The sequence below is a fragment of the Streptomyces sp. NPDC058045 genome, from assembly GCF_042885635.1.
In the GTDB taxonomy this organism is placed as follows: Bacteria; Actinomycetota; Actinomycetes; order Streptomycetales; family Streptomycetaceae; genus Streptomyces.
Genome location: NZ_JBHVRR010000010.1, coordinates 78,215 through 94,899 on the forward strand (window position 1 = coordinate 78,215; position 16,685 = coordinate 94,899).

Genomic DNA, 16,685 nt, shown 5'->3' on the forward strand with positions numbered 1-16,685 from the left:
CCGGGGGAACTGCCCCCGGTCGTGCACAGCTACTGGTCGACGGCAGCCCTGAAGCGCACAGAGCGGCCTTGATTCGCCTTTTCTATCACCCCGGCGCACTAGCACACCTGATCGGTCCCTGTCCTGTTCCCAAGGGAGGACCGGCCCGTGATGGCTCCGTTACGCGCCTTTCACGCCTCCTCCGCCAGCTCCAGCCAGCGCATCTCCAACTCCTCGCGCTCACCGGTCAACTGACGCAGAGAACTGTCCAGTTCGGCCACTTTCGCGAAGTCTGTCGCGTTCTCCGCGATCTGGGTGTGCAGGGTTTTCTCCTGCCCCTCGATCCGGTCCAACTGCCGCTCGATCTTCTGCAGCTCCTTCTTCGCGGCCCGTGCCTCGGCCGCGGAGACGGTACGGCGGCCCGGCTCCGGCGCGGGCTGCTTCGGCGGCTGCGGCGCGGCCGGCACCGCGGCCTCCTCCATCGCGCGGCGCCGCTCCAGGTACTCGTCGATACCGCGCGGCAGCATCCGCAGGGCGCGGTCGCCGAGCAGGGCGAAGACCCGGTCGGTGGTGCGCTCCACGAAGAAGCGGTCGTGCGAGATCACGACCAGGGTGCCGGGCCAGCTGTCGAGCAGGTCCTCAAGCTGGGTGAGGGTCTCGATGTCGAGGTCGTTGGTCGGCTCGTCCATGAAGAGGACGTTGGGCTCGTCCATCAGCAGCCGCAGCAACTGGAGCCGGCGCCGCTCCCCGCCGGACAGGTCCCCGACCGGCGTCCACTGCTTCTCCTTGCCGAAGCCGAAGGTCTCGCAGAGCTGGCCCGCGGTCATCTCCCGGCCCCGGCCCAGGTCGACCCGCTCCCGCACCTGCTGCACCGCCTCCAACACCCGCAGTTCCGGGGCGAGTTCGGCGACCTCCTGGGACAGGTACGCCAGCTTCACCGTACGGCCCACCTTGATCCGTCCGCTGGCCGGCTGCTCCTCGCCCTCGGTGCGGGCGGCCCGCTCCATGGCGCGCAGCAGGGAGGTCTTGCCCGCGCCGTTGACCCCGACCAGGCCGATCCGGTCACCGGGGCCGAGCTGCCAGGTCTGCCGGGTGAGCAGCTCCTTGGGCCCGGCGTGGACGGTGACGTCCTCCAGGTCGAAGACGGTCTTGCCGAGGCGGGCGGAGGCGAAGCGCATCAGCTCGCTGCTGTCCCGGGGCGGCGGCACGTCCTGGATCAGCGCGTTGGCCGCCTCCACCCGGAAACGGGGCTTGGAGGTACGGGCGGGGGCGCCGCGGCGCAGCCAGGCCAGCTCCTTGCGGACGAGGTTCTGCCGCTTGGCCTCCTCGCCGGCCGCGATCCGCTCCCGTTCGGCGCGGGCGAAGACGTAGTCGGAGTAGCCGCCCTCGTACTCGTGCACCGTGCCGCGCTGCACGTCCCACATACGGGTGCAGACCCGGTCCAGGAACCAGCGGTCGTGGGTGACGCAGACCAGGGCGCTGCGGCGGGCCGCGAGATGCCCGGCCAGCCAGGAGATGCCCTCCACGTCGAGGTGGTTGGTGGGCTCGTCCAGGATGATCAGGTCCGGCTCGGCGATGAGCAGCTTGGCCAGCGCGATACGCCGCCGCTCCCCGCCGGACAGCGGCCCGATCACGGTGTCCAGGCCCTCGGGGAACCCGGCCAGGTCGAGCCCGCCGAACAGCCCGGTGAGCACATCGCGGATCTTGGCGACGCCGGCCCACTCGTGGTCGGCGAGGTCCCCGATCACCTCGTGCCGCACGGTGGCGGCCGGGTCCAGCGAGTCGTGCTGGGTGAGCACGCCGAGGCGCAGCCCGCCGCTGTGGGTGACCCGCCCGCTGTCCGCCTCCTCCAGCTTGGCCAGCATCCGGATCAGGGTGGTCTTGCCGTCGCCGTTGCGCCCGACGACGCCGATCCGGTCCCCTTCCGAAACACCGAGGGACACCGAGTCGAGCAGCGCACGGGTGCCGTACACCTTGCTGACTGACTCGACGTTGACCAGATTGACGGCCACCAAAGGACTCCTGACGCACGGGAGGGGAACGGTTCGATCAGCGTCCCAGCGTACTGGCCGTGACGGTGGCGCCCGGGGCCGGTGAGGTGGTGCGGTGGACGGTGCGGCAGGTGCCGGAGGCGGTGAGGGCGGCGGCGACGGCGCGGGCGGCCGGTTCGTCGGCGGCGAGGAAGGCGGTGGTGGGCCCGGAGCCGGAGACCAGGGCGGCGAGCGCACCGGCGGCGGTGCCCGCGGCGAAGGTGTCGGCGAGCGCCGGGAAGAGGGAGAGGGCCGCGGGCTGGAGGTCGTTGGAGGCGGCCGCGGCGAGCGCCTTGGCGTCCCCGGCGCGCAGCGCCTCCAGCAGCGCCCGCGAGGCGGTCGGCGCCGGTACGCCGGGCCCGGCCAGCCGGTCGAACTCGCGGAAGACGGCCGGGGTGGAGAGGCCGCCGTCGGCGAGGGCGAAGACCCAGTGGAAGGTGCCGCCCACGGGCAGCGGCTCCAGCCGCTCACCGCGCCCGGTGCCCAGAGCGGCGCCACCGACCAGGCTGAACGGTACGTCGCTGCCCAACTCCGCGCAGATCTCCAGGAGTTGAGCACGGGGGGTGGCGGTGCCCCAGAGGCGGTCGCAGGCCAGCAGGGCGGCGGCGCCGTCGGCACTGCCGCCCGCCATGCCGCCCGCGACCGGGATGTTCTTGGCGATGTGCAGATGGACCGCGTCGGACCGGCCGTGCAGCGCGGCCAGCGCGGTGGCGGCCTTCGCCGCGAGATTGCCGCGGTCCAGCGGCACCTGGTCGGCGCCGGGCCCCTCGCAGGTGATGCGCAGTTCCTCGGCGGGGGTGGCGGTGACCTCGTCGTGGAGGCCCACGGCAAGGAAGACATTGGCCAGGTCGTGGAAGCCGTCTGGGCGGGCCGGGCCCACCGCGAGCTGCACGTTCACCTTGGCCGGGACCCGGACCGTGACCCGGGGCTGGGGGGTGCTCACGCCCGGCCCTCCCGCTCCGCGCCGTGCGGCACGACCGCCGCGTCCCGGTCCGGCTGGTCCCGGTCCTGGTCCCGGTCCGGCTGGTCCAGGTCCGGCGGGCGCAGATCGCGGCGCTCGGCGATACGGGCGAACTCGTGCACCGTGAGGGACTCGCCGCGGGCCTGTGGGGAGACCCCGGCCGCGCGCAGCGCCGCCTCCGCCGCGGCGGCCGACCCGGCCCAGCCCGCCAGCGCGGCCCGCAGCGTCTTGCGGCGCTGGGCGAAGGCCGCGTCGACCACGGCGAAGACCTCCCGCCGGGACGCCCCGGTGGCGAGCGGTTCCTCGCGGCGCACCAGGGACACCAGCCCGCTGTCCACATTGGGCGCGGGCCAGAACACGTTCCGCCCGATCGCGCCCGCCCGCCGGACCTCGGCGTACCAGTTGGCCTTGACCGAGGGCACCCCGTACACCTTGGAGCCGGGGGCGGCGGCGAGACGGTCGGCGACCTCGGACTGCACCATCACCAGGATCCGCTCGACGCTCGGGAACGCCTCCAGCATGTGCAGCAGCACCGGGACCGCCACGTTGTACGGCAGATTGGCGACGAGCGCGGTGGGCGGGGGGCCGGGGAGTTCGGTGACCCGCATCGCGTCGGAGTGGACCAGGGTGAAGCGGTCGGCGCGCTCCGGCATCCGGGCGGCGACGGTCGCGGGCAGCGCAGCGGCCAGCACCTCGTCGATCTCGACGGCGGTGACCCGGTCCGCGGCCTCCAGCAGCGCCAGCGTCAGCGAGCCGAGCCCCGGCCCCACCTCCACCACCACATCGTCGGGGCGGACCCCGGCGGCGCGCACGATACGGCGGACGGTGTTGGCGTCGATGACGAAGTTCTGCCCGCGCTGCTTGGTGGGGCGTACCCCGAGGGCGGCGGCGAGTTCGCGGACGTCGGCGGGGCCCAGCAAGGGGTCGGGGGTGGCACTCACGCCCTAAGAGTAGGCGAAAGCGGTGGCGGTGTTGGCGGCGACGGCGGAGGCGAGATCGTCCTCGCCGAGGCCCTTGACCTCCGCCATCGCGCGCACCGTCAGCGGGATCAGATAGGAGGCGTTGGGGCGGCCGCGGTACGGGGCCGGGGTGAGGAAGGGGGCGTCGGTCTCCACCAGCAGCAGCTCGGCCGGGGTGACCGCGAGGGCGTCCCGCAACGGCTGGGCGTTCTTGAAGGTGACGGTCCCGGCGAAGGACAGGTACCAGCCGTGCCGGGCGCACTCCTCGGCCATCTCGGCGTCGCCGGAGAAGCAGTGGAAGACGGTGCGTTCCGGGCCGCCCTCCTCGGCGAGGACGCGCAGCACATCGGCGTGGGCGTCGCGGTCGTGGATGACGAGGGCCTTGCCGTGCCGTTTGGCGATCTCGATATGGGCGCGGAAGGAGCGCTCCTGGGCTTCCTTGCCCTCGGGGCCGGTGCGGAAGTGGTCGAGTCCGGTCTCGCCGACGGCCTTGACCTGGGGCAGTGCGGCGAGCCGGTCGATCTCGGCCAGCGCCTCGTCCAGCGCGGCGCCCCCGCCCGCGGCCCGCGCCCCCTGCCGCGACCAGCCGTCGGGGTCGCCGTGCACGATCCGCGGCGCCTCGTTGGGATGCAGGGCCACGGCTGCGTGCACGGCCTCATGGGCGGCGGCGGTCTCGGCGGCCCAGCGGGAACCGGCCAGATCGCACCCGACCTGCACCAGGGTGGTGACACCGACCGCGGCGGCCGCGGCGAGCGCCTCCCCGACGGTGGCGGACTGCATGTCGAGGTGGGTGTGCGAGTCGGCGACCGGCACCCGCAGCGGCTCCGGCGCGGGCGGCGGCGAAGTGTCCCCGGCCTTCCTGGACTTGGCCTTCTTGGACTGGTCGTTCGCGGACATGCCACCGATCCTACGAGCCGGCTGCCGGCCCCCGCTCCGGCGGTCGCCGTCAGCCGGGGCGGGGGCCTGTCGAGGGGACTCGGTGACCCGTCAGTCCTTGTGGCCGCTCAGTCCTGGTGGCCGCTCAGTCCTTGTGGCCGCGGAAGGGGTGCAGCAGATCGGCCAGGTGCCAGTGGCGGCCGTCGCCGGAGCGCTCCGCGGGGCCGACGCGCTGCGAGCCGGTCGCCATCAGCTCGGCGGGCGTGGGACCGCCGGACCAGTCGGACGGCATCGAGCCGACCGGCCCCGCGATCCCCGGCTCGATCCCGCTGGCCGGGCGCTGCCGCCGCCCCGAGCCGCCCGGGTCGGTGCCGTAGCGGGTGGCGGAGCCGGACCAGTAGGCCGAGTTGCGGGCCGAGGACACCCGCCCGGCGCCCATGATCCGCACCACATGGCCGCCGCAGTTCTGGCAGGTCGGCCGGGTGAGCGGGGACGGCACCTGCTTCCCGTCTGCCAGGTACACCACGGACTCCTCCCCGTCCGCGTCCGTACGGTGCCGGATCTCGTACGACTGCTCCCAGCCGTGCCCGCACCGCATACAGGCGAAGGAGTACGACTCGTGGACGGCGGCGCTCCGCGCGCCGCTGCCGGTCCCGGTGATCTCACTCATGCCAGCTCCTCTTGTCCGCCGGACAAGCACGCCCGAGGGCGGTGAGACGCCCCGGCGTGAGGGGACGGACACGCCCCCTTCGACCAGTGGACGCCTCCGGCGGCGGGTGCGCATCAGACCTGTCGACTGTTGGACCCGATTTGCCCTGTCCATGAGGAAACGGCCGGGTGCGCACTCCACCCTTTACCTTCACGATAGTCCCTTTTGTCGTCTCGTAACGGTGCCGAGACCGCCCCGCGACAGGCCCCGGCCGACCGCCCTGACCTGGGCACATCGCTCAGCCGGCGGCCCCCGCGCCGGCCGCGTTCTTCGCCGCCACCACCGCGTCGAAGACCTCCCGCTTGGGTAGCCCCGCCTCGGCCGCCACCGCCGCGATCGCCTCTTTGCGCCGCTCCCCCGCCTCCTCCCGGACCCGGACCCTGCGCACCAGCTCCGCCGCGTCCAGCTCCCCGGGTCCCCGCTCCGGCGCCCCCGACACCACCACCGTGATCTCGCCGCGCACCCCTTCCGCGGCCCACCCGGCCAGCTCCCCCAGCGTGCCGCGCCGCACCTCCTCGTACGTCTTGGTCAGCTCGCGGCAGACGGCGGCGGGGCGGTCCGGGCCGAAGACCTCGGCCATCGCCTCCAGGGTGGCGGCCAGCCGGTGCGGGGCCTCGAAGTAGACCAGGGTGCGGCGCTCCCCGGCCGACTCGGCGAGCCGGGACCGGCGCTCGCCCGGCTTGCGCGGCGGGAAGCCCTCGAAGCAGAAGCGGTCCACCGGCAGCCCCGACAGCGCGAGCGCGGTGAGCACCGCGGACGGGCCCGGCACCGCCGTCACCGGAACGTCCCTCTCCACCGCCGCCGCCACCAGCCGGTAGCCCGGATCGGACACCGAGGGCATCCCCGCGTCCGTCACCAGCAGCACCCTGGCCCCACCGGTCAGCGCCTCCACCAGCTCCGGGGTGCGGGCCGACTCATTGCCCTCGAAGTAGGAGACGACACGCCCGGCGGGCTGCACCCCGAGCGCCTGGGTGAGACGCCGCAGCCTGCGGGTGTCCTCCGCGGCGACCACATCGGCCGACTCAAGCTCCGCCGCGAGCCGGGGCGGGGCGTCGCGCACATCGCCGATGGGGGTGCCGGCCAGGACCAGCAGGCCGGGGCCTCCGGGGCCGGTACGGGCGGGGCGTCCGGGGCGGGAATCAGGGCTCGAAGTCACCTTTCCATCCTCGCAGGGGTGGACGACGGGTATCGCACAGACCGGTTCCCTACGATGGCGCGGTGACCAGTACAGCGTCCTCCATGGACTCGACGGACTCGGCGGACACGGCTGACATGACGGACAGGACGGACTGGAAGGAGTCCTCGGGCCCGGCGGCCCCGGTGGCGGGCGGGTCCGGCCGGGCCGTGCGCGCGCTGACGCCCTGGCAGCGGAGACTGGCCCGCTTCGGCCCGGTGGCACCCGCCCCGGCCGGCGTCCGCGAGCGCCTGGTGCCGGGCTACACCTCGGCCGCCCCCGGCGTCTGGCCGCTGCTCGGCCTCGGCGAAGGCATGGCCGCACAACTGCGGCGCTGGTCCGGCTGGCTGGGCCCGCTGCTGGTGACGCTCGTCGCGGGCCTGACCCGGTTCTGGCACCTGGGCAGCCCCAAGGCGGTGATATTCGACGAGACGTACTACGCCAAGGACGCCTGGGCGCTGATCCACCGCGGCTACGAGGTGAACTGGCCCAAGGACGCCAACGACCTGGTGCTCCGGCACGCCGGGGACGTCAAGCTGCCCACCGACGCGGCGTACGTCGTGCACCCGCCGGTCGGCAAGTACGTGATCGGGATCGGGGAGTGGCTCTTCGGGTTCACCCCGTTCGGCTGGCGCTTCATGACGGCGGTGCTCGGCACGCTGTCGGTGCTGATGCTGTGCCGGATCGGGCGCCGCCTCTTCCGCTCCACCCTGCTGGGCTGCCTGGCGGGCACCCTGCTCGCGGTGGACGGCCTGCACTTCGTGATGAGCCGCACCGCGCTCCTCGACACGGTGCTGATGTTCTTCGTACTGGCCGCCTTCGGCTGCCTCCTCGTCGACCGGGACCGGGCGCGCGCCCGGCTCGCCGCGGCACTGCCGGTCGACGAAGCGGGGGTACCGCTGCCGGACGCGGACACCGCCGAGACCCTGCGCATGGGCTGGCGCCCCTGGCGGCTGGCGGCCGGGCTCTGCCTGGGCCTGGCCTTCGCCACCAAGTGGAACGGCCTGTACATCCTGGTGTTCTTCGCGGTGATGGCGGTGTGGTGGGACGTGGGCGCACGCCGCACCGCGGGCGCCCGCCGCCCCTACCGCGCGGTGCTCCGCCAGGACCTCGGCTGGGCCTTCCTGTCCACGGTGCCGGTGGTCCTCGCCACCTATCTGCTGTCCTGGCTCGGCTGGATCCTCTCCCCCACCGACGGCTCCGGCGGCTACTTCCGCGACTGGGCGGCGACCGACGGCCGCGGCGGCGCCTTCACCTGGCTCCCCGACTGGCTGCGCAGCCTGTGGCACTACGAGCACGAGGTGTACCAGTTCCACGTCGGGCTGACCTCACCGCACAACTACCAGTCCAACCCCTGGTCCTGGATCGTCCTGGGCCGCCCCGTCTCCTACTACTACGAGTCGCCCTCCCCCGGCCGGAGCGGCTGCCCCACCGACGCCGGCGAGAAGTGCGCCAGCGAGGTACTGGCCCTGGGCACCCCACTGCTCTGGTGGGCGGCCTGCTTCGCCCTCGCCTACGTCCTGTGGCGGTGGGCACTGCGCCGGGACTGGCGGGCGGGCGCCGTACTGTGCGGGGTGGCGGCGGGCTGGCTCCCCTGGTTCATGTACCAGCAGCGCACCATCTTCTTCTTCTACGCGGTGGTCTTCGCCCCCTTCCTCTGCCTGGCGGTGACCATGACGGCCGGCGCCCTCCTGGGCCCCCCGGGCGCCACCGAACGCCGCCGCATCCTCGGCGCCGCCGGCGCCGGCGCCCTCGTCCTCCTCATCATCTGGAACTTCATCTACTTCTGGCCGATCTTCACCGGCCAGCCCATCCCCATCGACGCCTGGCGGGCGCGGATGTGGCTGGATACGTGGGTTTAGGTGAGCGGGGGCCTGCCGGGTTCGCGCCTCCCCGTCACAACACCGACCGCACCGCCCGGACCAAGGCCTGGGCGCGGGGGTCGGCGGTGACCGACTGGCGGTGGCCGTTGGTGATGTAGGCGAAGGCGAGGGCGGTTTCGGGGTCGGCGAAGGCCAGGGAGCCGCCGCGGCCGGGGTGGCCGAAGGAACCGGGGGCGAGGAGGGGGGAGGCGGAGCCGTGGAGCATGTAGCCGAGGCCGAAGCGGGTGGGGACGACTAGGACGCGGTCGAGGCCGGTGGACTCCTCGGCTCGGGCCGCCGCCAGGGTGGCCGGTTCGAAGAGCGGCCCCACCGGCGCCCCGCCGGGCCCGCCCCGCTCGGTGGGCCCGATGAGCGCGGCGTAGAACCGGGCCAGTGCGGCGGCGGTGGCGATCCCGTTTCCGGAGGGGAGGACGGCCGCCCGGAACGCGGGGGAGTTCTCGTCGGGGGCGGGGCTGATGGCTCCGAAGGCGCGGCGGGTGAGGGAGCCGGGGTCCGCGTAGGCCTCGGCGACGGCTCGCTTGGGGCGGGTGCGCAGCCCGGGGTGGCCGGGCGGCGGTGGCACGGGGCCGACCCGGCCGACGCGGTGGGTCTGGTCGGCGGGGAGTCCGAGCCAGAGGTCGAGGCCGAGCGGGGCGGCGAGTTCGGCCGCGATCCAGGCGCCGGCGTCCTGGCCGGTGGTGCGGCGGATCAGTTCGCCGGTGAGCCAGGCGAAGGTGTGCGGGTGGTAGCCGTGGGCGGTGCCCGGCTCCCAGGCGGGGGCCTGGGCGGCGACCGCGGCGGCGCCCACCGAGAAGTCCCCGCAGGCCTCGGCGGGCGTCAACGGCCGGTCCAGTACGGGCAGTCCGCCGCGGTGGGCGAGGAGGTCGCGGACCCGGATGCGCTCCTTGCCGTGGGTCCTGAACTCGGGCCAGACCTCGGCGACCGGGGTGTCCAGGGCGAGTTGCCCGCGCTGGTGCAGCAGGAGCAGTACGGCGGCGGTGACGCCCTTGGTGGCGGAGCGCACGACCTGGGCGGTGTCCTGTTCCCAGGGGGCACCCCCGGCACCGGCGTCGGCGTCGCGGGCACCGGCCCACAGGTCGACGACGGTGCGACCGTCGCGCTGCACGCTGACGGCGGCGCCGCGCTCGCCGAGGTCGGTGAAGTTGCGCCGGAAGGCCTCGCGTACGGGCTCCCAGCCCTCGGCGACCGTGCCGTGTATCCGCAGGTCCCGCTCTGCTTCCGTGGTCAAGCCGCTGCTCCTCGTCCGCGTCCGCGCCGCCCGGGCGGTCCGCACGGGAGGGTACGCGGGGTCAACGCGCGGCGCGCACACCGGATTCCGTTCCGGCGGCGGATGTACGCAAGGTCACTCGGCGGGGGCCGCGGTGGCGCGCGGGTCGAAGCCGAAGGGGAGTTCCAGGCGGTGGGCGCGCATCAGCTCGGGGTCGGCGAGGAGGTCGCCGGTGGCGGCGTCGGCGGCGATCACGCCGTCGCTGAGGATGACGGCCCGCGGGCACAGCTCCAGTGCGTACGGCAGGTCGTGGGTGACCATCAGGACGGTGACGTCCAAGTCGCGGAGGATGTCGGCGAGTTCGCGGCGGGAGGCCGGGTCGAGGTTGGAGGAGGGCTCGTCCAGGACGAGGATCTCGGGTTCCATGGCGAGGACGGTGGCGACGGCGACGCGGCGGCGCTGCCCGAACGACAGGTGGTGCGGGGGCCGGGTGGCGTACTCGGCCATGCCGACCTGTTCCAGGGCGTGCCGTACCCGGGTTTCCAGGGCTTCGCCCTTGAGTCCGGCGGCGGCCGGGCCGAAGGCGACGTCCTCACGCACCGTCGGCATGAAGAGCTGGTCGTCGGGGTCCTGGAAGACGATGCCGACGCGGCGTCTGATCTCGGCCATGTGCGCGGCGTCCACGGGGAGTCCGGCGACGGTGACGCTGCCGGCGCCCGCGGTGAGGATGCCGTTGAGGTGGAGGACGAGGGTGGTCTTGCCGGCGCCGTTGGGTCCGAGGAGGGCGACCCGCTCGCCGCGGCCGATGGTGAGGTCGACGCCGAAGAGGGCCTGGTGGCCGTCGGGGTAGGCGAAGGCGAGGCCCTGCACCTTCAGGGAGGGCGGCGTGGTGGGGGCGGGGGTCGGTGCGTTCACAGGGTCCATCCCAGCAGACAGACCGCGAGGGCGGCGCAGGGGAGGGCGAGGGCGGTGGACCACTGGGCGCCGGTGGCGGTGGCGTCGTCGATCACCGGCATGGTGCCCCGGTAGCCGCGGCTGACCATGGCGAGGTGGACGCGCTCGCCGCGTTCGTAGGAGCGGATGAAGAGAGCGCCGGCGGATTTGGCGAGGACGCCCCAGTGCCGGACGCCGCGGGCCTCGAAGCCGCGGGAGGCGCGGGCGATCCGCATCCGCCGCATCTCGTCGGTGATGACATCGCCGTAGCGGATCATGAAGGAGGCGATCTGCACCAGCAGCGGGGGGAGTTTGAGGCGTTGCAGGCCGAGGAGGAGTTCGCGCAGGTCGGTGGTGGCGGCGAGGAGGACGGAGGCGGCGACGCCGAGGGTGCCCTTGGCGAGGACGTTCCAGGCGCCCCAGAGTCCTTCGGTGCTGACGGAGAGGCCGAGGACCTCGGTGTGCGGGCCCTCCGCGACGAACGGCATCAGCAACGCGAAGGCCACGAACGGCACTTCGATCAGCAGCCGCTTGAGCAGGAAGCCGGGCGGGACGCGGGCCGCGCCGGCGACGGCGGCGAGCAGCAGCGCGTAGAGCGCGAAGGCCCAGACCGCGGTGCGCGGGGTGGAGACGACGACGATGACGAAGCCGAGGACGGCGGCGAGTTTGGTCTGCGGCGGCAGCAGGTGCACGGGTGAGTGGCCGTGCCGGTAGAGCCGGTGGGCGTGGCCGGCGCCCATCTCAGACCCGCTCACCTTCGGGGACGGCGGCCGGTCCGGCGTCCCCGCCGCGGCGGCGGCGCAGTACCCAGAAGACCGCGGTGCCGGCGGCGACGGTGACGCCGACGCCGATCACTCCGGCCAGGCCGCCGGAGATCCGGGCGTCGGTGATGTCCTTGACGCCGTAGTCGGCGAGCGGGGAGTCGGCGGCGGCGTGCTCCTCGGCGCTCTTGTCGATGCCCTTGTCGTGGGCGACCTTCTCCAGGCCGTCCGGGTCGGCGGAGGCATAGAAGCTGACGACGCCGGCGAGGACGAGGGAGGCGGCGAGGCCGGTGAGCCAGAGCCGCCGGTGGGAGCGGGCGGCGGGGGCGGGGGCGGATTCTGCGGCGGGGGCGGCGGCTGTGGCGGGGGCGGCATCAATGAGGTCGCCGCCGACCCGGAGTTTGAGCGGGGTGCTCAGACCGCGGGCGCCGTAGACCAGGTCGGGGCGGACGGCGAGGACGGCGCCGACGGTGAGGGCGGTGATGGCGGCCTCGCCGATGCCGATGAGGAGGTGGACGCCGATCATGGCGGTGGCGACCTTGCCGAGGGCTACGTCGGTGGTGCCGCCGAGGGCGTAGAGCAGGGTGAAGGCGACGGCGGCGGCGGGCACCGAGAGCAGGGCGGCGACGAAGGAGGCGGCGGTGACGGAACTGCGCCTGCGGGGCAGCACCTTGACCAGGCCGCGGAAGACGAGGTAGCCGACGACGCTGGTGATGATCGCCATATCGGTGATGTTGACGCCGAGGGCGGTGAGACCCCCGTCGGCGAAGAGGACGCCCTGCATCAGCAGGACGACGCTGACGCAGAGGATCCCGGTACAGGGGCCGACGAGTATCGCCGCGAGCGCGCCGCCGAGCAGATGGCCGCTGGTGCCGGCGGCGACCGGGAAGTTCAGCATCTGCACGGCGAAGATGAAGGCGGCCAGCAGCCCGGCCAGGGGGGCGGTGCGCTCGCCGAGTTCACGCCGGGCGCCGCGCAGGCTGACGGCGACGGCCGCCGCGGCCACCACACCGGTGACCGCGGAGACGGGCGGATCGATGAATCCGTCGGGGACATGCATGGGGGCACTCCGGTTTCAGCGGGCGTTCGTCCGGGGGCGCGGATCCGTGGGTGCGGCGGATCAGCCGTTCGATGATAGTGCCTTGTTGCAAACAGCTTGCAGGAGCGGGCAGGCGTCGACAAGACGGCCGCCGGGAACGGGAGTTGGGGAGAAAGCGGCGGGAACCACCACCGCCGACCGAGGTCCCGAAACGCTCGAAACAGCGAAATATGCGACATTGGAGGGCGAGCAGAGGCGAGTAGAGACGCACCGTGAGGAGCCCTCCGATGAGCGCCGCCGTAGAGCAGCACGCCCGGGCCCACGTGGTCACCGAAGCCGACACCGAGGACCTCCGCGCGATCCCCGTCGACCTCCGCTACGACCCGGCCGCCGCCCCCCGCAGCGTCCGCCTCAGCTTCCCGGAGGCGCCGGGTGCCCCGGCGCACGACTGGGTCTTCGCCCGGGAGCTGCTGGAGAAGGGGCTGCGCGGCCCGGCGGCCAGCGGCGACGTCCGGGTCTGGCCGTGCGGGCGGGCCGGTGCGGTGGTGGAACTGCACTCCCCGGACGGGGTGGCGCTGATCCAGTTCGACACCTCCACCCTGCTGCGCTTTCTGCGCCGGACCCATGCGGCAGCGGGCCGCGGCGGGACGGCACCCCGCACCGCCGGACGCACGACCTAGCGACGCGGCCGTACGAGTTGCCGCCCCCGGCACCCGGGCAAAGCATGGGAGGGGTGAACGACGAGCACGCCCCCGGATATCTGCGCTTCCCGCATCTGCACGGCGAGTTGATCTGCTTCGCCGCCGAGGACGACCTGTGGGTGGCGCCGCTGCCCGCGGCCGGAGGCACCGCGCCGGGCCGCGCGTGGCGGATCACCGTGGACCGCACCCGGGTCAGCCACCCCCGCTTCTCCCCCGACGGCCGGCAGATCGCGTTCACCACCTGGCGCAGCCTCGACCCGGAGGTGCATCTGGCGCCCGTGGACGGCGGGCCCACCCGCCGCCTCACCTACTGGGGCAGCCTGGACACCCGGGTCTGCGGCTGGACCCCGCCCGAGCCGGACGGCGGCACCTGCGTCCTCGCCGTCGCCTCCCACGGCCAGCCCTTCGCCTCCCACACCTGGGCGTACAAAGTGCCGGTGGACGGTGCGCCCGGGGGGCGGCTGCCGTGGGGGCCGGTGGACCACATCGCGGTGGCGGACCTCGACGGCGAGCACCGCACTCTGCTGCTGACCGGGGCCGCGCCGCACGAGCCCGCCTCCTGGAAGCGCTACCGCGGCGGTGCCACCGGCCGCCTCTGGCTGCACGGCGAGCGGCTGCTGCCCGACCTGGACGGGCATCTGGACTCGCCCATGTTCGTCGGCGGCCGGATCGCCTTCCTCTCCGACCACGAGGGCGTCGGCAACCTCTACTCGTGCCGCCCCGACGGCACCGATCTGCGCCGCCACACCGACCACGACACCTTCTACGCCCGGCACGCAGCCGGCGACGGGACCCGGGTGGTGTACCAGTGCGCGGGCGAGCTGTGGCTGGTGGACGAGCTGGCGCCGGACTCCCGGCCGCGCCGCCTCGATGTGCGCCTGGGCGGCACCCGCGCCGGCCGCCGCCCCTACCAGGTGCCCGCCGCCCAGCACCTGGACTCCCTCTCGGTGGACGCCACCGGCCGGGCCAGCGCGGTCGTGGTCCGCGGCAGCCTCTACTGGCTCACCCACCGGGACGGCCCGGCCCGCACCATCGCCGACACCCCGGGCGTACGGGTGCGGCTGCCGGAACTGCTGGGCGGCGGCCGGGTCGCCTATGTCACCGACGCGGACGGCGCGGACGCGGTGGAGGTGGCGCAGCTGCCGCGGGCCACCGGCGAGCGCGCCCCGCGGCGGCTGGCCGGGGGCCGGCTGGGGCGGGTGCTGGAGCTGGTGTCCGACCCGCAGGGCGAGCGGCTCGCCGTGGCCTCCCACGACGGGCGGCTGCTGCTGGTGGACGTCTCGGAATCGGCCCCCGCCGAAGCCGGTGAAGCGACCGAGGGTGGTGCCACGGACGCGGTGGTGGCGGGGGTGGTCACCGAGGCCGGGGTGAGCGTCCACCCGGAGCTGCCGGACCGTGGTGAGGGCGCCGAAGTGGGCGCGGTGGAACGGGAGTTGCCGGAGGTCACCGAGGTGGTGCGGTCGGTGAACGGGCCGGTGCGGGATCTGGCGTTCTCCCCGGACGGCGGCTGGCTCACCTGGTCGCACCCCGGTATCGGCCGCTCGCTGCGGCAGATCCGGTTGGCCCGGCTCTCCGGCCCGGACGCCCCACAGGTGGTGGACGTCACCGACGGCCGCTTCGAGGACGAGAACCCGGTCTTCACCCGCGACGGCCGCTATCTCGCCTTCCTGTCCTGGCGCGGCTTCGACCCGGTCTACGACGTGCACACCGGCGATCTGTCGTTCCCGCTGGGCTGCCGCCCGTATCTGGTGCCGCTGTCCTCGGCGACGCCCTCGCCGTTCGCGCTGCTGCCGGACGGGCGGCCCGCGGCCGGGGGCCTGGACCCGGTGGAGGGCGGCGGGCTGCCCGGGGGCGCGGTCAGTGTGGAGGTGGAGGGCCTGGCGAGCCGGGTGACGCCGTTCCCGGTGTCCGCGTCGAAGTACTCGGCGCTGTACCCGGTGGCGGGCGGCGGGCTGGTGTGGCTGCGGTGGCCGATCTCCGGGGCGCTGGGCGAGACCTTCGCCAATCCGGCCGACCCCTCGGACCGCCCCACCCTGGAGCACTTCGACCTGGTACGCGGCCGCCGCTCCGAACTCGTCGCCCATCTCGACTGGTTCGCGCTCAGCGGTGACGGTTCGCGGCTGGTGGTGGTGGACGAGGGGGAGCTGCGCGCGGTGCCGGCCACCGAGGCCGCCGACGCCGACTCCACCGTCTGGATCGACCTGCGCCGCGTCCTGCACGAGGTGGACCCGCCCGCCGAGTGGCGCCAGGCCTATGCGGAGGCGGGGCGGATCACCGCGGACTACTTCTGGGACCCGGACATGGCGGGCATCGACTGGCCGGCCGTCCTGGACCAGTACCGGCCGCTGGTCGAACGGGTCGCCTCCCCCGACGAGTTCGCCGATCTGCTGCGGGAGGTCCTCGGTGAGCTGGGCACCTCGCACGCCTACGTGTCGCCGGCCCGCCGCAACGAGGGACCGCCGCACTACCAGCGGCTGATAGGTCTGCTCGGCGCCGACCTGGTGCGCCGCGAGGAGGGCTGGACGGTGCGCCGCATCCTGCCCGGCGACTCCTCCGACTCCAAGGCCCGCTCCCCGCTCGCCGGTACCGGTATCCGGGAGGGCGCGGTGCTCACCCATGTCGACGGGCGGCCCGTCGACCCGGTCGCCGGCCCCTTCCCGCTGCTCGCGGGGGCGGGCGGGACCACGGTGGAGCTGACCTTCCGGGAGCCGGGCGGCGGGCGCCCGAGGCGGGTGGCGGTGGTCCCGCTGATCGACGAGCGCCCGCTGCGCTACCAGGCGTGGGTGGCCGGACGGCGCGCGGTGGTACGGGAGTTGAGCGGCGGGCGATGCGGCTATCTGCACATCCCCGACATGGGCGGCTCCGGCTGGGCACAGTTCAACCGGGACGTACGGATGGAGATGTCCCGCCCCGCTCTCATCGTGGACGTACGGGGCAACGCCGGGGGCCATATCAGCGAGCTGGTGGTGGAGAAGCTGACCCGCACCATCCTCGGCTGGGACCTCAGCCGAGGCGCCCAGCCGGTGTCCTACGCCTCGAACGCGCCGCGCGGCCCGGTGGTGGCGCTCGCCAACGAGTCCACCGCCTCCGACGGCGACATGATCACGGCCGCGTTCCGGCTGCTGCGGCTCGGGCCCGTGGTGGGCCAGCGCACCTGGGGCGGGGTGGTGGGCATGACGGGCCGGCACCGCCTCGGCGACGGCACCGTGATCACCGTGCCGATGAACGCGGCCTGGTTCGACACCTACGGCTGGTCGGTGGAGAACCGGGGGGTGGAGCCGGATGTGCCGGCGCTGCGCACCCCGCTGGACTGGGCGGAGGGCCGCTACGCGCAGCTCGACGACGCGGTACGGATCGCGCTCGACCTGCTCGCCACCACCCCGCCCGCCACCCCACCCGACTACCGCGACGTCCCCCGCCGCACCCGGCCCCCGCTCCCACCGCGCTGAGGCGGCACCGAACGGGGGCCGGGC

The 16,685-nt window shown here is 74.2% G+C and carries 13 protein-coding genes; 3 read left to right on the forward strand and 10 right to left on the reverse strand.

Annotated elements, in window-relative coordinates:
* Window positions 1-170 precede the first annotated feature (170 nt).
* The 6 genes from ACFVST_RS09115 to rsmI form a co-directional block, all read right to left on the reverse strand.
* On the reverse strand, window positions 171-1,991 hold the full coding sequence (locus ACFVST_RS09115) for an ABC-F family ATP-binding cassette domain-containing protein (RefSeq protein ID WP_390148381.1): 1,821 nt from the start codon (window positions 1,989-1,991) through the stop codon (window positions 171-173).
* A 37-nt stretch (window positions 1,992-2,028) separates the two neighbouring features.
* Window positions 2,029-2,952, reverse strand: a complete 924-nt coding sequence (locus ACFVST_RS09120; RefSeq protein WP_390148383.1) for a 4-(cytidine 5'-diphospho)-2-C-methyl-D-erythritol kinase — start codon at window positions 2,950-2,952, stop codon at window positions 2,029-2,031.
* Window positions 2,949-3,911 (reverse strand): 16S rRNA (adenine(1518)-N(6)/adenine(1519)-N(6))-dimethyltransferase RsmA, encoded by a 963-nt coding sequence (gene rsmA / locus ACFVST_RS09125; protein ID WP_390148385.1) that lies wholly within the window; start codon window positions 3,909-3,911, stop codon window positions 2,949-2,951. The genes ACFVST_RS09120 and rsmA overlap by 4 nt, the downstream gene beginning before the upstream one ends.
* A 3-nt stretch (window positions 3,912-3,914) precedes the next feature.
* On the reverse strand, window positions 3,915-4,826 hold the full coding sequence (locus tag ACFVST_RS09130; protein WP_390148387.1) for a TatD family hydrolase: 912 nt from the start codon (window positions 4,824-4,826) through the stop codon (window positions 3,915-3,917).
* Window positions 4,827-4,950: 124 nt separating this feature from the next.
* Window positions 4,951-5,475, reverse strand: coding sequence for a hypothetical protein (locus ACFVST_RS09135; protein WP_390148389.1), 525 nt, complete (start codon window positions 5,473-5,475; stop codon window positions 4,951-4,953).
* A gap of 277 nt (window positions 5,476-5,752) precedes the next feature.
* Window positions 5,753-6,670: a 16S rRNA (cytidine(1402)-2'-O)-methyltransferase gene (gene rsmI / locus ACFVST_RS09140; RefSeq protein WP_390148391.1), complete on the reverse strand. Its 918-nt coding sequence runs from the start codon at window positions 6,668-6,670 to the stop codon at window positions 5,753-5,755.
* Between the two features lie 116 nt (window positions 6,671-6,786).
* Here rsmI and ACFVST_RS09145 point away from each other — a divergent pair, with 116 nt between their 5' ends.
* Complete coding sequence (locus tag ACFVST_RS09145; RefSeq protein WP_390148508.1) at window positions 6,787-8,550, forward strand: dolichyl-phosphate-mannose--protein mannosyltransferase; 1,764 nt, start codon at window positions 6,787-6,789, stop codon at window positions 8,548-8,550.
* 34 nt (window positions 8,551-8,584) lie between these two features.
* Here ACFVST_RS09145 and ACFVST_RS09150 read toward each other — a convergent pair whose 3' ends face one another.
* The 4 genes from ACFVST_RS09150 to ACFVST_RS09165 form a co-directional block, all read right to left on the reverse strand.
* Complete coding sequence (locus ACFVST_RS09150; RefSeq protein ID WP_390148510.1) at window positions 8,585-9,775, reverse strand: serine hydrolase domain-containing protein; 1,191 nt, start codon at window positions 9,773-9,775, stop codon at window positions 8,585-8,587.
* Window positions 9,776-9,913: 138 nt separating this feature from the next.
* Window positions 9,914-10,702 carry an energy-coupling factor ABC transporter ATP-binding protein gene (locus ACFVST_RS09155; protein WP_390148393.1) on the reverse strand — a complete coding sequence of 263 codons (789 nt, stop codon included), beginning with the start codon at window positions 10,700-10,702 and terminating at the stop codon, window positions 9,914-9,916.
* Window positions 10,690-11,451, reverse strand: a complete 762-nt coding sequence (gene cbiQ / locus ACFVST_RS09160; protein ID WP_390148395.1) for a cobalt ECF transporter T component CbiQ — start codon at window positions 11,449-11,451, stop codon at window positions 10,690-10,692. The genes ACFVST_RS09155 and cbiQ overlap by 13 nt, the downstream gene beginning before the upstream one ends.
* Before the next feature lies 1 nt (window position 11,452).
* The gene (locus ACFVST_RS09165) at window positions 11,453-12,532 is read right to left on the reverse strand and encodes an energy-coupling factor ABC transporter permease (RefSeq protein ID WP_390148397.1); all 1,080 of its coding nucleotides are present in this window, start codon (window positions 12,530-12,532) and stop codon (window positions 11,453-11,455) included.
* 266 nt (window positions 12,533-12,798) lie between these two features.
* Between ACFVST_RS09165 and ACFVST_RS09170 the strand changes: the two genes are divergently transcribed.
* The gene (locus ACFVST_RS09170; protein ID WP_390148399.1) at window positions 12,799-13,191 is read left to right on the forward strand and encodes an SsgA family sporulation/cell division regulator; all 393 of its coding nucleotides are present in this window, start codon (window positions 12,799-12,801) and stop codon (window positions 13,189-13,191) included.
* Between the two features lie 44 nt (window positions 13,192-13,235).
* A complete protein-coding gene (locus ACFVST_RS09175; RefSeq protein ID WP_390148401.1) occupies window positions 13,236-16,661 on the forward strand; it encodes a S41 family peptidase in 3,426 nt (1,141 codons plus the stop codon).
* Window positions 16,662-16,685 lie beyond the last annotated feature (24 nt).

Coding starts and splice junctions, on each gene's coding strand:
- ACFVST_RS09130 (WP_390148387.1), bottom strand. CDS start 4,826: ATGTCCGCGAACGACCAGTCCAAGAAGGCCAAGTCCAGGAAGGCCGGG.
- ACFVST_RS09145 (WP_390148508.1), top strand. CDS start 6,787: ATGACGGACAGGACGGACTGGAAGGAGTCCTCGGGCCCGGCGGCCCCG.
- ACFVST_RS09135 (WP_390148389.1), bottom strand. CDS start 5,475: ATGAGTGAGATCACCGGGACCGGCAGCGGCGCGCGGAGCGCCGCCGTC.
- cbiQ (WP_390148395.1), bottom strand. CDS start 11,451: ATGGGCGCCGGCCACGCCCACCGGCTCTACCGGCACGGCCACTCACCC.
- ACFVST_RS09165 (WP_390148397.1), bottom strand. CDS start 12,532: ATGCATGTCCCCGACGGATTCATCGATCCGCCCGTCTCCGCGGTCACC.
- ACFVST_RS09155 (WP_390148393.1), bottom strand. CDS start 10,702: ATGGACCCTGTGAACGCACCGACCCCCGCCCCCACCACGCCGCCCTCC.
- ACFVST_RS09175 (WP_390148401.1), top strand. CDS start 13,236: ATGGGAGGGGTGAACGACGAGCACGCCCCCGGATATCTGCGCTTCCCG.
- ACFVST_RS09170 (WP_390148399.1), top strand. CDS start 12,799: ATGAGCGCCGCCGTAGAGCAGCACGCCCGGGCCCACGTGGTCACCGAA.